We start from the raw sequence: 14403 nt of genomic DNA on the forward strand, positions 1-14403 counted from the left end.
ACGCATTTTATGTTATGATTTGATGAACTAAAAGGAATAAGAGAGTGGTGCGAAATGGAGCTTCTTCAACTACGCTATTTTTTGACGTTAGCCCGGTGTGAACATGTTACGGAGGCAGCGGGTAAGTTGCATGTCACTCAATCTTCATTGAGTAAAACGATACAACGATTGGAGGATGACTTGGGAGCACCATTATTTGATCGATTGGGCAGAAAGCTGCGTTTAAACGAATTCGGAAGAACATTCCTTCGACGGACCGAAAAAGCCCTATTCGAATTAGAACAGGGAAAACAGGAAATAGCGGATCTCTCCAACCCGGATCACGGCAAACTTCAGTTGGCGGTCACTACAGCAAGCACATTACCAGGGATCTTGCGGGAATTCCGCAAAAATAAGCCGAATGTTCAGTTTCATGTACAAATGGTTACTTTGGAAGACATGTCCACACTTCTTCATCGAGGCGAAATTGATTTTTGCCTGTCCTCCCCTCCAATCCAGGGTGATGACATCGAATGTCAGATGCTGTTCTTGGACCCTATTGTCGTAGCTGTGCCTCTGGGTCATCGATATGCGGATCGAAGCAGCATAACATTAGCAGAACTTAAGGATGAGTCGTTTGTGGGGGTGAAAAAAGGATATGGTATTCGTGATCTGGTGGACTCCAAATGCCTGTCGGCCGGGTATGTACCGAAGTATGTTTACGAAGGAGATGAACCTGCAAGATTAACTGCACTTGTGGAAGCCGAGATTGGGCTTGCCTTTATACCAGGTACAGCAAGAAATCCACAGGAACGCATTGTATATCTTCCAATCGAGGATCAGAACCTTGTGCGGGAAATTGCTTTATTGTCGCTTAAAAACAGATATATCTCGAAAGCAGCTGTCGCGTTTCGCAGCGTTGTTATAGATTATTTTGGTGCAATGTACCAACCAATTTATGATTGACCATTGCAAAGACCCCGCTCATCATTGAATGTCTGAGCGAGGTCTTTTCTGATGTAGTATCCGCGATGCCTATTTCCGCCAAAAGGTTGAACAGTCTGCCTTTTCCGTAATATTGAATTCAATCATTTTCCCCAGTAATGAGAAATCAACCGGGCCATCCCACCGAATACGAACCAATTCTTTGGTATGATCGTAGCCGGCCTTCACAATTTCATCGGAAAAATGATTAATGCCAGCCTTTTCAGGCGCCACAGCCAAATGATGCTTCGATACACTAAAACCGATAATAAATGTGCCATGATCGGTAAACATGGGCTGATTCCACGCTATCTTTGGCACTAAATTTGGGTACTTCTTGGTAATCCATTCTAGAACTTCTTCCGTTCGATCCCGATGTCCAAGGTTATCAATACGTGCTAAATATTCCGCAAAAACTTCCATCATATCTTCTCCTAACCAAGATTTATTTCGCATACTTCATCTCATATTATCATGAAAATGATTTTGAAAAACCCTTTGGCCTACATTCACCAAAGGGTTGAAGTACATTAATCATTTAAACCTTTTCCGTCCAGAATTTGCTGCGTATATTTCTCAACCCTTGAGACCCGGGTTTTGGATTGCTTGGGTTGGGAAAAATAAAACAGGTATGCTCGTTGACGTCCAGGCGTCAGTGCTTCAAAAGCCTCTTTCAAAGCAGGATTTTCATCCAATTGATGTTGAAACTCTTCTGGAACATCATAATCTGTATGCTGTTTAAGAGTTACTTTCAAGCCGGCCTTTTCAACCTCAATAGCTTCTTGAATATACTCTTTCAAGATGTTTTCCATTTCAACGATCTGTTGAATATTGGTGAACCGAATTTGCCGGGCGGACTGTACATTCTCTGTTTGTTGGACTAGAATGCCCTGCTTGTCCTTTAATAAGGCACCTTTGTGAAACAGCAGCGCACAATATTCTTTAAATCCATGAATGATCACGACGTTTTTATTCTCCAACGTGTAACAGGGATGCATCCACTTAAAGTCTTCGGTCAGACCGCAGTCAAGGATAATCTCTCTTAACTTTACCGATTCTTCCTTCCACTTCTTTGCTTTGTTTAAATATCCATCAACTTTGGGGTTTGTTTTATTCGTTGTCATCAGGGACCATCCTTCATCATTCTAATCATATGGCGACAAACGCATCCAGCGAATGGTTATTCTCGTTCGTAACGTGCTCTCTACATATGATTGCCAAGAAAAAGCCGTTCATTTCATTCAACACCATGTAGCGTCGCTTAAATATTATGACACCATTTGCTGTCTGGTCAAGACTAGCTGTGATTCAGCTTATATACAAAGTGTCCTTTTCCCACCGCATGGCGCCAAGCCCTGAGCTCTCTAGGCTTTTGCATATTGCAAAATTGCGGTTGCTGCACGAATTCGCAGGTCTTCTTCTTCACTCTGCAATGCCTTTTTTAGAACATGGAGTGCTTCTTGAATTGTGTCTTCAACTACCCTAACTGAAGAATGATTTTCTCCTGCAGTCGTTGCAGAGGGGATTGAAATCCAGGGGTCCAATTGCGCCTGAGTAATTGCATGTTCGAATTTCGCAATGATTGAATCATGACTAACTAGTGCCAATACTTTATCATTTAACTCTGATAAGGGAAGACGACCTAGCCAGGTAACTCCTCTTCGGTGGCATATGTATTCCTCTCCGGTACCATTGGAATCATCGTAAAAATAATCGCCCAAATCTCCAACGTAAGCCCATTCATCATCGTTTACCAAGACGTAGTCTCCATCCTGCATGATATACACAAAAGTATGGAGAGTTTCCAGGACATCACTAAGTTTCGTCTCTCCTATCCTATAGTGTTGAACCAGTTGCTCTTTCCATTCTTCTGCAGGCTTATGCTCCAAATCTCCTGTTGCAGGCCAACCAATGCCGATAAAGTTATTCTCCAGAAACGAAGCATTCCAGTCGATCTCTTGCAGTATGGATTGTATATGAAACAGATTCATGGGGTTCCTCCCTATTGTGATTTCAGGATGTATGCCTAAGTATATACTCCAGACATTCGTCTCTGCATTAAAATAAATCGCTGATTGAGCTTACTATGTACACTGATACTCCCCTGACCGTACAACCTTCCGATCGATATTTATAGCTATTACAATCCATCATCTGTTGCTCCTCAACATTTTCGACACTTGACCATCTACTACGTGATGTAGTAAATTGGTCGTACTACGTAGTGTAGTAATACCATTCGTTATGGACGCATAGCGATGTAAGGAGTGTTCACCGTGAACCAACTTCAAAAATTATCAGATACTGAAATGGAGCTGATGGAAGTCATCTGGGAGTGTGAGCCACCTGTCACCTCCACCGAACTATTGCACATGTTTTCTGAAAGAGGTAAAGCATGGAAAGCACAAACGATCTCCACGTTTCTTTCTCGGCTGGTAGACAAAGGGGCGCTAACAGCTACAAGGCATGGACGTACCAATAAGTATGTCCCCCGTATTTCCCCCGAAGATTACAAGCTGTTGGAGACACAACAAGTCCTGGATGGATTATATCAAGGCTCGGTAAAAAATTTGATTTCAGCTTTGTATGATGGCGACAAGCTCTCTGACCAAGATATTGCAGAGCTGAGACAATGGTTTTCGGAAAAGTAGGTGTAGTCTATGAATACCCTTCTTGTATTACTGTCTACTCTAACTGTTGCCGGAAGTGTCATCGTTGCTTTCATTTTGTCATTAAGCCTTGTTCCCTTTCAAGTCTTCCCTGCAAAATGGCGTTTTGGAATTGGGAAAATGGCTTTAGGTCTATATCTATTGCCCGTCTTTCTTGTTTTTAACTGGATTTTTTCATTATTCACATCTAGTACTACAGTAAACGAGGCACCCTTAAAGGTTGATCATGTATTGCCTGGAGCATTAAATCCGGCTCCTGCCATTCAGGTACAGACCATTTCGGCAAACGTTGCTCTCGCTTTTATATGCTTATGGGTAATCGGAGCCATAGCTTTTATAGCATGGCAAATCTATTGTTATCGCAGGTTTCTCAAGAAATTAAAACTTACGCGAACCACTGTTCCGAATAACAGTGAAGTGGCTATGCTGCTCCCGGTAATCAAGGGCAATCTGGGTCTCAAGAGCGAGGTTAGGCTTGCTTACAGCGCTATGATTCGCAGTCCTTTTCTAATCGGGCTGAGAAAACCTACTATTTATCTGCCTGCGAAGAATTCTACAAATGTGGATATCGGTATGGTGTTCCATCATGAACTGATCCACCTGAAAAGGAAAGACCTATGGATCAAGGCGCTCATATTAATAGCTCGTGCATTGCATTGGTTCAATCCATTGGTTCATATGCTTTCCAAAGATATTCACACATGGAGTGAACTGTCCTGCGACGAAGAAGTTGTAAAGGGAATGTCCTATGCGGATCGTAAACGCTATGGAGAAACAATTCTTAACGTAGTGGCCGGATCAAGGAGTTTACCTTTACAATTCTGCTCCTCTTTATCCGGGGATGGGAAACAACTAAAAAGGAGATTAACTATGATGCTTAACGTAAAGAATGTGAAAAAGAAAACCTTTGTTATAGCGATATCAACACTATTTCTAGTAACTGCAATTACTACGGTGTCAACGGCTTGGGCTTCCAGCAATACTCCCAGGGTGGTTGCGAGTGAGGAAGCTTCCCAGGTAACACGTCCATCACAACAAGCGGCTGCCCGTGAAGAGGTTCCTGTAGTAACACGTTCATCGGAACAGGCGGTGGTCCGCGAAGAAACTCCTGTGGTAACTCGTTCGGCAGCACAAGCGGCAGTGCGCGAAGAAACTTCTGTGGTAGCACGTCCGTCGGCACAAAGGACTGCTCGTGAAGAAACTCCTGTAGTAACACGACCATCGGCACAGGCGGTGGCCCGTGCGGAATCTTCTGTGGTGTCACGTCCATCGGAGCAAACAGAGGTCCGTGAGGAACCTTCTGTAGTCCGTAGTCCAGCGACAGAAGCTTCTAATAGACATTAAAATCATTTTCCACCGAATTGCAAATAACTAGGCATTGTATACAAAATTGAAGCAGCCTTCGTTCAACAATTAAACGAAGGCTGCTTCATTATTTTAAGAAGAGAGATACTATTTGAATTGAATGGCTTCCCTTCTCAAACAGTAACAGTTATGGTGAATGACCTATACACCACCGCAATCGTGGAGACGTCTGTCTTATTACTGTGTTTTATACACACGTACATAATCCACTTGCATCGTTGCCGGGATATCGGACGCGTTCGGAGTACGGCCGCCGTCGAAGTTCCCGCCGATTGCCAAGTTCATAATAAGATAGAACGGCTCATCGAAAGGTGCGTTCGGATTATTCGGTGCAGCTGCGGAATACCACTGTTGGTTGGTGACTTTATAGAAAAACTTGCCGTCGACATACCATTTAATGCTGTCCTCTTCCCATACTACCGAGTATACATGATAATCATTGGCAAAAGTTTGGCCTTCTGGGAAGTGATAATCGCCGCCCGAAGACTGGTTCACAGGCCATTGTCCACCAAAATGTACGGTACCGCTTACAGAGCCAGGCAGACGTCCTCTCGCTTCCATGACATCGATTTCACCCGATGCTGCCCATGTGCCATATACAGAATCTTTAGGAAGCATCCATAGTGCCGGCCAAACTCCATCGCCCGTAGGCAGCTTGGCACGAAAATCTACTCTGCCGTACTTCAAGGAGAGCTTATCCTTGGTGTTAATCTTACCGGAGGAATACTGTGCATACCGATTCGGATCCTGCGGGAAAGATTTGCTGTCGTTCATGGCTTTGATATTCAGCTTTCCGTCCTGTACAAATACATTTTGGGTGCTGTTCGTGTAATGCTGCAGTTCTGCGTTGCCCCAACCCCAGGTAGCAGGATCGTTATTGAGATAATAGCCTGTTTCATAGTTCCATTTACTTGTATCGAGCGTAGTTCCGGTGAATTCATCCTGCCAGATGAGATTCATACCCGAGATAGCCGGGTCGGTTGGTGTTCCGATGGAGATATCCTCTTGATCCGATACATCCGGGCGAGGAGCATTTGGATTACCGATGAAGGTATAGTTCACGAAGTTGTTGCCGATATTTCCACCCACCTGTCCGTTCAACGGATAGCCGATACGGATTTGCATATTTTCCTGGATTGGCTGGAACCAAAGGCCATAGATATAATCAGCCCAGTATCCCCACTGATTGGCATCAGACATATTGTTGTAGCCATTACCGGAGTATGCAAATTTGCTCTGACTGGAGTTGCTCAAATCCACCCATTGACCATTAATGTTAATCTGGTATACGAAATTGCCCAGTTCCTTGGCTATTGCCGCACCCCCGTCAATTTTGGGAAGCGGTAACCCAATGGAACCATTTGCATCTGCTGTAAAAGTTGTTCCTTCGTATGGCGTAATGACATATGAATTTCTTGTCGGTTCATTAAAGGTAATTGTATAAATGAGGTTAGTCGAAGAAGTCTTCGATTCCAATTTGACATTGATCGACTCCGTTACGGTAAACCAGTATCCGCCCCCACCATCGGTGAATTGGCCGAAGTTGTGATCATAGATCCAGCCACTGGCTGCGTTATTGTCAATATCAATCCATGTGCTGCTGTTTACAGGTTTTACATACACCTTCAGATCATCAGCTACGGCTTCATAGGTTACCGCAGAATCATTGTTGAACGTTGGATATGTAAAGCCTGCACCACCTGTGAAACTTGCTGTAATCTGCGGCCCTTGTGTTGGGTTCATAGCCGTAATGGTTGTTTTGTTAATGTTTTGGAATACAAGTTGATATTCTAGCTTAACACCATTGTTGGCTTTGGAGTACAGTTGAATTTCGGTTGTTGCAGAAAGCGTGAACCAATAGCCATTGAAGCCGCCATCGCTCCAGTGCCCCCAGTTTTGGTTATAGATATAACCACCTGCCTGGTCAATATCAACCCAGTTGTTACCCACTTTCACATTGACACCCACGTCACTGTATACATCGTTCCACGTAGCGGAGCCTCCATTGAACTTAGGCATAACAAATCCGTAGCTAGCTTTGCCAACTCCAGATTTTGAAATAACAGGTCCATCTGCTGGTGAAAAGTACTCCATTGAAGTAACTGTGGTTCCAGCTGCTTGAACTTTCGAAGTTGGCAAAATGCCAACACTAGCCAGCATCACAACCACTAAGAATAAACCAAATACCTTCTTCATCAACCGTTTCTCCGCAAAGTGAGATGGTTTCATAATTGCCCTCCTTTGATAGAATCATAGTTTCTCCCAATCTATGCGTATAAAGGAAATCGCTTACATGGGGGAATATCTTTATTCTATCGAATAGGATAATCTGCTGAAAAGGTACATTTATTTTTGTTGTATCCCATTTTTTTGGGTTTTGATGCATATGCATACTCACCCCATGGTATTTCCCAAGTAAGCATGCTGCCTCAGGGTGTTGAGCTGTGGTACTTCACTTCACGTTCTGCCTTTCGCCTCATCATTTGTCGGTACTCTGAGGGTTGAATCTGCATCACGAGGCGAAAAGCCCGTGTAAAGCTTTTGTAGCTTTCGTAGCCTACCATAGAAGCTACCTCAACAATTTTATAATCGGTTTCGGCTAGGAGCCGCCGCGCTTTATCCAGACGCACATCTCGCAAGTATTCGGCAAAGCCTTTGCCAACATTCTTCTTGAACAGATTTGAGAAATAGGCATAATTAAGTGACACATGATTGGATACCATTGCGAGGTCCAGCGGCTTATGGTAGCTCTCATGTATAAAACGTATGGCTTCATTTAAGTCCTGCGAATTGCGATAGCTGCATTTATATTCAAAATAGAACTGATTTAACCGAAGCAGCTGCTGCTGCAATGCTTGAATATAATCGCGCATCCCCGGATAATCAAAGAGATTACGCAAAGACTCAAGATCCAGCGCCTCCTCCCCCATATAGGGGCGAATAACACGCTCGTATTCTTCCATCATCTGCACGGTAGCGCCACAGAGCTGCTGCGTATAGCGAATATGATAGCGCTGCAGCACATTTTTGTGAAATATTATGGAAATGCCCTGAGCGATTTTACCACTGTTGTCGGTCCCAACGGACTGGAACAGATCATAGAGCTCCTCATAGGGAAGCTGCCACTGCTGCTCCATATGCTCAATATGTGCTGGCAGGATGCTGTACTGATCTGGAAACAGGTAACTATGGCGGTATAGCTCAAGCACTTGTGTATAGCTGCCTGGCAGCACCTTTAATCCCTGCTGAGGGTCAGTCATAATGGTTACGGCATCGATCATTCCTTCCTTAAGCGCCGCTGACAAAGCATCCGGGTCTATGGCTGCATCCACTGCGAGGATCAGATAAGGGCTGTGTTGCAGACAAATACAACCTTGTCTACCGAACACACCATAGGCAATAGCTTCCATGCTATGGACGTTGCTCGCCCCGGGCTGATTAATCCAACATTTCTCCCGCAGCAGGCATAGACGATAATTGGACCATAAGGAAGGATTTTGTTCCTGGATTTGCAGAATCCAAGTCTCCTCGTTTAATGCTCCCTGCATAAACATTCGTAATTCTTTACGATCTGTCTCTCGGGCGAGACGGGATACATGCTGCATATTATGCCTAAGTACCAGCCGTGTTTGGAGTTCTTGCCATATATGCTCTAACGAAGTTTGCAGATCCTCCCGTTTCAGGGGTTTTAGCAAGTACCCCTTTGCCCCCAGTTCAATAGCTTTTTGGGCATATGTAAAATCACTATAACCGCTAATAATGAGGTATTCCACCTCAATGCGCTCCTCTTTGGTTTTTGCCATGAGAGCAAGTCCATCCATATCCGGCATCCTAATATCGGTTATAACGATGTGGACGCTGTGCTGGAGCAAAAGGTTTAGCGCCTCAATTCCGCTCGCGGCACAGTAAATGTTGTTCAGTTCCAGAGGAAATTGAAGCAGCATCGCCTGCAGACCATCACGTATATGCTTTTGATCATCCACAATCAGAATATTCATCATTTCCTACCACCCTCCAAGATTTACATTTTCCCAAGGCAGCCGTATTGTGACACACGTATAATTGCCCTGCGTGCTATCAATCCAAAGACCGCAATCCTTACCGTAATGAAGCTGCAACCGCTTATTCACGTTTTCCAGACCTAGTCCGTTCTTACTGGTAACAATAGGCGTATCCAAATCTCCCCGCAGTGCCGCTTGCAGTCGGACTAACATCTCAGGATCTAGCCCCACTCCATCATCTTGTATCTTAATAAGGAGTACGTGGTCATTCTCCACTGAAACCGTAATCTGAATACACACCTTACCGCCCGAAGGCGCTGCGTGATGAACTACATTTTCAACGATGGGCTGCATGCACATCTTCGGAATAGCATAGCGGAGCACTTCCTGTGGGAGATCTGACGTCAATTGGATGCTGCCGCCTTCCATTAGATTGATAAATTGAATGTAGTTTTGGATATTAGCAAGCTCCTCACGAAGGGCAACCGTATCGCTGCGCCATTGCATACTGTAGCGAAGTTGCGAACCTAACGATACCAAAGAATTGGCAATAGCGGGTTGCCGTTGAACCTCAGCGAGCATACGAATAGATTCCAGTGCGTTATACAAAAAATGAGAGTTGATCTGGGAATGAAGGGAGTGCAGCTGCGCGTTTTTCGCGATTAACTGTTTATCCACGACCTGTGTCATCAGACGTTTGACCTCATATAACATTTTGTTGTAGCTCACAGCCACCTCGTCGATTTCATCCCCTCTTTCGTTCTCATCAAGGCCTGTATCAATCATTGCATCCAGCTCACCTTTCCGTACCTGACGCATTGAAGCCAGTACGCTATCCAATCGTCGGAAAATGCGCCGAGTTGTATGTGATACAAGTAACATCAGCAGTAGCAGTACACACAATGTAATCGTTACTACAAATGCATACCAGCTGCGCGGCCCCTTCATCAACGCCTGATGGGAGACAATATCAACCACATAAGTGTTCAGCGGAGCAATGTAGCGGTATAGTGCATAGTAGCTCTGATCACCTACCTTAATCTTAACGGGACTTTCCTGCGGGAGTACATCCAGTTGACGATGAATACTGCCAAGGATCTCGTCCAGACCATCCCCGGCCTTTCGAGAAAACTCATGCTGGGAATTGTATACATATTGCGGAGGGTCGCTTTCATTCATCAAAACAGAGAAGAAGTCTCCCTTGCTCTCCTGGAGCAGGTCGCTGAAAAACATACTGTGCTGAACACGAATTTCCATAATACTGGGACGCTTCTGCTCCTGTCCCTGTAGGCGAACCAGCCGGTAATAGGATAACGTATGTTCACCATCCTTAAAGGAAAACAAACGGTAAGCGGCCCCGCCTTCATCCCGAAGCTTTGCCCAGTAATCCTGCGGCCAAAATTTCTTGTAATGATAGATTTCAGGCCAGATTTCATATAAGTTCGGATTATCCACGTAAAAGCTGAGCTCACTGATCATCGCATTGCTTTGAATGATATTTTGCATCTGCTCAAATTGGTTTTGTTTGAATTTCACCAGTCGCAGGCCATCCACAATCATGTTGGAATGAATAAAATCCACAAATGCCTTTTGAGTAAGTGCAGTTGTGGAAGCGCTCTCAATGATGTCCATTCTGCTGCGTAATTGTTCGTTTAGCCATGAAACGTGGCTGTTGCCCGTCGCCATAGCGTCCTTGTATAGCTGGGTTTCCTGCATCCGAATATATAAAAAGGATACCAAAATAACAGGTATAGCAATCATCAGGCTAAACGCAAGAAACAGCTTTTGGGAAATACGGGAATTACGGTAAAGCTTCCTCAGTCTAGTCCGTAAATATTTCATTCTGATGCCCTCCCCACCTTTGTTATACCATATATTACAAGTTGTCTGATAGGTAACGAGGCTGATAGGGAATGGTTATTCCGACATCTTGGCTTTTCGCGCATCTAGCTCGGCCTGACGGTATTCCATTACCTGATTAAATCCGTAATTCACACGACGGGCTAGGAAATTTTCGAATATCTTATCAAAAGCAGCTTCATCCTTGGCGGTTATCAATTCCGGTAGTACTTCCTCCCAATTCTGTGAAATACGGGACCAGGCTAACGCTATATCGGAATCTCCTACAGGATCTATTCCCTTATAGATGCCGCTGTCCATATCGGCCTGTTTGTTAGCGAACTCCTCCATTTGCTTAACGGATGGGGCCTTCTCTGGTCTCCATGGGTTAACGAAGGCAGGGTTTCGCAGCATCCAGTAGGTATCCATGATGCCGTACTCCTTTTCCAGCCTCTCTCTGTCCGTATCAAGCAATTGGACCATCTCGGCTTTCAACTGCGGCTTACCATTCCTCATCACCCATGTTTCGCTTTCTTTGCCCAGAAATACATCCCTTTGGCCTTCTTCACTGGCGAGATAGGTCAGGAAGCGGATGGCTCGTTCAGGGTTTTTGGTGGATTTGCTAATCATCGTAACCATCCAGCCGTCCATATTGCCCGGGAACAGTGTTGCGGAATCACCGTGTCTGTTTTGCGGGCCATCCACAGCGATGTAGTACGAATTCGGATATGCACCTGCGGCCAATATCGGATTGATCGCCGCCATGCCAGTCCACTCACGAATCATCATAAAATAGCGGGCATTACTGGTTTTTTCCTCTACCTGAGCATTCGAGTCCACCAGAAAATCTACATTAATCAAGCCACTCTCATAGGCTGTGCGAAAAGTTTTCAGCCAGGTGATATAGTCCGGGTCGGTCATACGGTCGTTATATTTGCCGTCCTTTTCATGTGGAATAGCCAGCAGGTTCTGCAGGTACTCGGTCATCCCGTAAGAGACAGTTCCCTGAGCAAAGAAGGGACTGATGAGCTGGCCTTTATACACGGAATACTGATCCTTTAACAATTGCAATGCGTTCAGAAAGCCTTCCGGAGTACTCAAATCCGGTCTGCCCATAGCTTCATACAGATCTTTTCGCACCAAAAAGGTTTGGTTGGCAGCCGTCAAACCAGTTGCTTGCATCTGGCTGGGACTGTATGAATCATTTGGAATGCCATATGTATTTCCGTTCTTCTGCCGATACCACTTCAATGTACCATCGCCTGCGACCTTGAAAAAGTAGGGATCATACTGCTCCGCCAATTCATTTAAAGCATATACCTGATCGCTCTCCAACAGCTTATTAATCGCACTTTCCCACGAGCCCATTGTCATCAAATCCGGCATTTTGCCGGAGGTCATCATCAGCGTAATTTGTTCGCCCGCTTCCCCGGATGGCACTTCAAATTTGATATGAACGCCTGTTTTTTCTGTTACATACTTGGAGGTCATACTTTCACCCCAGGTGTGACCATACCAATTCGCGCCAACAAACCAGGTCAAATCCACAGGCGTGGTATCAAGCTTCCATGCAGGTTCATCGGGGTTCGACTTGTATTCACCTGACTGTTGTATAGGATGAGCAGGTTGTGGGGGTGACAGATTTCCACTTTGCTCTGACCCGGAACACGCTGCCAAGACTAGCATCAGGATTATGCTCCAATAGATGAGCATACAGTGCTTGATCAAACTGGTTTTCATTTCATATATCCTCCTTTCTTTGTTACAGTTATGAATTAACCTTAGCATTAATTATGCTATACCAATTTTACTATCCATGGATCGAAATGGAAATGCAGCTCCTTACCTAAATATTGTGGTTTAGGTAGGGTCTAACACAGGCACAGCCATATAAAGAGGGTTATTTATATTTAAATAGAACAAAGACAGCTGAGTAATCAGCTGCCTTTGTTGGATCTTCAGGGAAGAATATTTCGTTAAATTATACGTCTCACTCGTAGGCGCCGATATTTACAGCAGCTCCCTGTACTCTCGGTTTCCCCTCAATGTCCAGTGTTCCAATGATTGCATTGTCCGTGTTCCCGGCATCGATCGCTGGAGACGAAGTTTGGAGATGGAAATCGTAAGCTGCAGCATTCACAAATTTGGGATCGACGAACAAGGAGTGTGCGTCATTGCCTGTTCCCGCTTTATAAGCGGAGAAACCGGTGTAGTCTTTATTTTTCCAAGTCCAGTTCGCCCCAGTGCTGCCCGCAGGAGCAAAATAGAGATTGTAATCCACAACGTTTCCAGAATTTTTGGTGTATTCATTGTAAATCAACACATCTGTGGAACTGGCTACGAAAATGTTGTTCTTAATTACATTATTTTGTGTATCAAACTGAACGTAAAGCTGGCCGCTGCCATCGCCAAGCGTGTCATTTTTGTAAACCGTATTGTTGACGATCTTGCAGTTTACTGTGGAGCCACGTTTGGTATCATAGCCACCCATAGCAATGCCGGTGAGTCGGTTGTTGTAGACTGCATTGCTGCGCACCGTTATATTGCTGGTGGACTTACCGGCATGCTCGGATGCAATCTCGATACCGATATCGTTGTTATAGCTGTAGTTCTGCTCAATAATACTGTCCTTGCCGCCATCGACATAGATACCATCGGCCGCATTACTGTTATTCGGAAGTGACTTCCCGTACGAAGGATTATTATTAGAAGAAATATTATATACCCGGTTACCCTTCACGAGTCCGTTCCGCACCTGATCGTATGCCGTATTTGGCGCTTTACCCTCATAACCGATGAGATCAATACCGATGTTATCGTTATCGTGAATGACATTATTGGTCACCGAAAAGGTATCTACGTTACCATTCAGAACCAGTGATTCGCTGGAGCCGAGAACGAGATTGTACAGTTCATTACCGTTAATCGTAATATCGTGAATGGAGTCCGGCGCTTTTGTGCCATATACGGCGATCCCATGTGCGTCACGTCCAAGCAGATCACTACCGGTTGGGGTGGCTGTGTTTTTGATATCATGAACTTTGTTGCTGGACAAATTGATAAAGCTGCCTGATCCGTGAACATAGATGCCTACGGGCATAACGTCCTTGGTTGCCGTGGTATAATTGCGAATCTCAAAACCCTGAATGGTAACGTAATTTACATCGGTCAGGTCAATCAACCCTTCAATCCCGCTAACGGAAAGTCCGGTGCCGTCAATGATTGGAGTCTCTGTGCCGTCGTTAGTGAATACAATCGGTCCCTGTGAAGCAGAGCCAGAGCGGGTGATCTTCAGCTTCTGGTTGTAAACACCGCCACGAACATGCACTGTACTGCCTGCAGGAACAGCATCAGCTGCGTGCTGAAGTGTTTTCCACGGCGCGCTGCTCGTGCCCGCATTGGAGTCATTTCCACTTGTCGCCACATAGTAATCCGTGCCTGCTGCGGCAGCGGATGAGGACCATTCAATCCCTGAAACCATTCCTATACCTACTGCCATACTTAATCCTACCAGCAATGTTTTACCGAATTTCAACATACCCTCAACTCCCTTTGATTAATGGGTT

At 45.0% G+C, this 14403-nt stretch carries 11 protein-coding genes; 3 read left to right on the top strand and 8 right to left on the bottom strand.

Annotation, left to right across the window (positions count from 1 at the left end; genetic code table 11):
* The first annotated feature begins 54 nt into the window (after positions 1-54).
* On the top strand, positions 55-945 hold the full coding sequence (locus P364_RS0119005; RefSeq protein ID WP_024631666.1) for a LysR family transcriptional regulator: 891 nt from the start codon (positions 55-57) through the stop codon (positions 943-945).
* Between the two features lie 69 nt (positions 946-1014).
* On the opposite strand, the gene P364_RS0119010 is transcribed toward P364_RS0119005, so the two are convergent.
* From P364_RS0119010 to P364_RS0119020, 3 genes are all read right to left on the bottom strand, one after another.
* Entirely contained in the window at positions 1015-1386 is a 372-nt protein-coding gene (locus P364_RS0119010) for an iron chaperone (RefSeq protein WP_024631667.1), read from the bottom strand.
* A 107-nt stretch (positions 1387-1493) separates the two neighbouring features.
* Positions 1494-2087 (bottom strand): YdeI/OmpD-associated family protein, encoded by a 594-nt coding sequence (locus tag P364_RS0119015; RefSeq protein ID WP_024631668.1) that lies wholly within the window; start codon positions 2085-2087, stop codon positions 1494-1496.
* Between the two features lie 240 nt (positions 2088-2327).
* Positions 2328-2954, bottom strand: a complete 627-nt coding sequence (locus P364_RS0119020; protein ID WP_024631669.1) for a hypothetical protein — start codon at positions 2952-2954, stop codon at positions 2328-2330.
* Positions 2955-3239: 285 nt separating this feature from the next.
* Here P364_RS0119020 and P364_RS0119025 point away from each other — a divergent pair, with 285 nt between their 5' ends.
* Both P364_RS0119025 and P364_RS35475 read left to right on the top strand, forming a co-directional pair.
* Positions 3240-3614, top strand: coding sequence for a BlaI/MecI/CopY family transcriptional regulator (locus tag P364_RS0119025; protein WP_024631670.1), 375 nt, complete (start codon positions 3240-3242; stop codon positions 3612-3614).
* Positions 3615-3623: 9 nt separating this feature from the next.
* Positions 3624-4976 (top strand): M56 family metallopeptidase, encoded by a 1353-nt coding sequence (locus P364_RS35475; RefSeq protein WP_024631671.1) that lies wholly within the window; start codon positions 3624-3626, stop codon positions 4974-4976.
* A gap of 198 nt (positions 4977-5174) precedes the next feature.
* Here the strand turns inward: P364_RS35475 and P364_RS0119035 are convergent, their stop codons facing one another.
* The 5 genes from P364_RS0119035 to P364_RS0119055 all read right to left on the bottom strand — a co-directional run bounded on the left by P364_RS0119035 (position 5175) and on the right by P364_RS0119055 (position 14375).
* Positions 5175-7226, bottom strand: a complete 2052-nt coding sequence (locus P364_RS0119035) for a glycoside hydrolase family 16 protein (RefSeq protein WP_024631672.1) — start codon at positions 7224-7226, stop codon at positions 5175-5177.
* 200 nt (positions 7227-7426) lie between these two features.
* A complete protein-coding gene (locus P364_RS0119040; RefSeq protein ID WP_024631673.1) occupies positions 7427-8998 on the bottom strand; it encodes a response regulator in 1572 nt (523 codons plus the stop codon).
* A 3-nt stretch (positions 8999-9001) separates the two neighbouring features.
* Positions 9002-10840: a sensor histidine kinase gene (locus tag P364_RS0119045; RefSeq protein ID WP_024631674.1), complete on the bottom strand. Its 1839-nt coding sequence runs from the start codon at positions 10838-10840 to the stop codon at positions 9002-9004.
* Positions 10841-10915: 75 nt separating this feature from the next.
* Positions 10916-12577: an extracellular solute-binding protein gene (locus P364_RS0119050; RefSeq protein ID WP_024631675.1), complete on the bottom strand. Its 1662-nt coding sequence runs from the start codon at positions 12575-12577 to the stop codon at positions 10916-10918.
* A gap of 250 nt (positions 12578-12827) precedes the next feature.
* Positions 12828-14375, bottom strand: a complete 1548-nt coding sequence (locus P364_RS0119055) for a right-handed parallel beta-helix repeat-containing protein (protein ID WP_024631676.1) — start codon at positions 14373-14375, stop codon at positions 12828-12830.
* Positions 14376-14403 lie beyond the last annotated feature (28 nt).

Source organism: Paenibacillus sp. MAEPY2 (genome assembly GCF_000499205.1).
In the GTDB taxonomy this organism is placed as follows: domain Bacteria; phylum Bacillota; class Bacilli; order Paenibacillales; family Paenibacillaceae; genus Paenibacillus; species Paenibacillus vandeheii.

Bases quoted from the DNA above. Each gene is read 5' to 3' on its own strand.
- P364_RS0119005 (WP_024631666.1), top strand. From the start codon at position 55: ATGGAGCTTCTTCAACTACGCTATTTTTTGACGTTAGCCCGGTGTGAA.
- P364_RS0119010 (WP_024631667.1), bottom strand. From the start codon at position 1,386: ATGGAAGTTTTTGCGGAATATTTAGCACGTATTGATAACCTTGGACAT.
- P364_RS0119015 (WP_024631668.1), bottom strand. From the start codon at position 2,087: ATGACAACGAATAAAACAAACCCCAAAGTTGATGGATATTTAAACAAA.
- P364_RS0119020 (WP_024631669.1), bottom strand. From the start codon at position 2,954: ATGAATCTGTTTCATATACAATCCATACTGCAAGAGATCGACTGGAAT.
- P364_RS35475 (WP_024631671.1), top strand. From the start codon at position 3,624: ATGAATACCCTTCTTGTATTACTGTCTACTCTAACTGTTGCCGGAAGT.
- P364_RS0119035 (WP_024631672.1), bottom strand. From the start codon at position 7,226: ATGAAACCATCTCACTTTGCGGAGAAACGGTTGATGAAGAAGGTATTT.
- P364_RS0119040 (WP_024631673.1), bottom strand. From the start codon at position 8,998: ATGATGAATATTCTGATTGTGGATGATCAAAAGCATATACGTGATGGT.
- P364_RS0119045 (WP_024631674.1), bottom strand. From the start codon at position 10,840: ATGAAATATTTACGGACTAGACTGAGGAAGCTTTACCGTAATTCCCGT.
- P364_RS0119050 (WP_024631675.1), bottom strand. From the start codon at position 12,577: ATGAAAACCAGTTTGATCAAGCACTGTATGCTCATCTATTGGAGCATA.
- P364_RS0119055 (WP_024631676.1), bottom strand. From the start codon at position 14,375: ATGTTGAAATTCGGTAAAACATTGCTGGTAGGATTAAGTATGGCAGTA.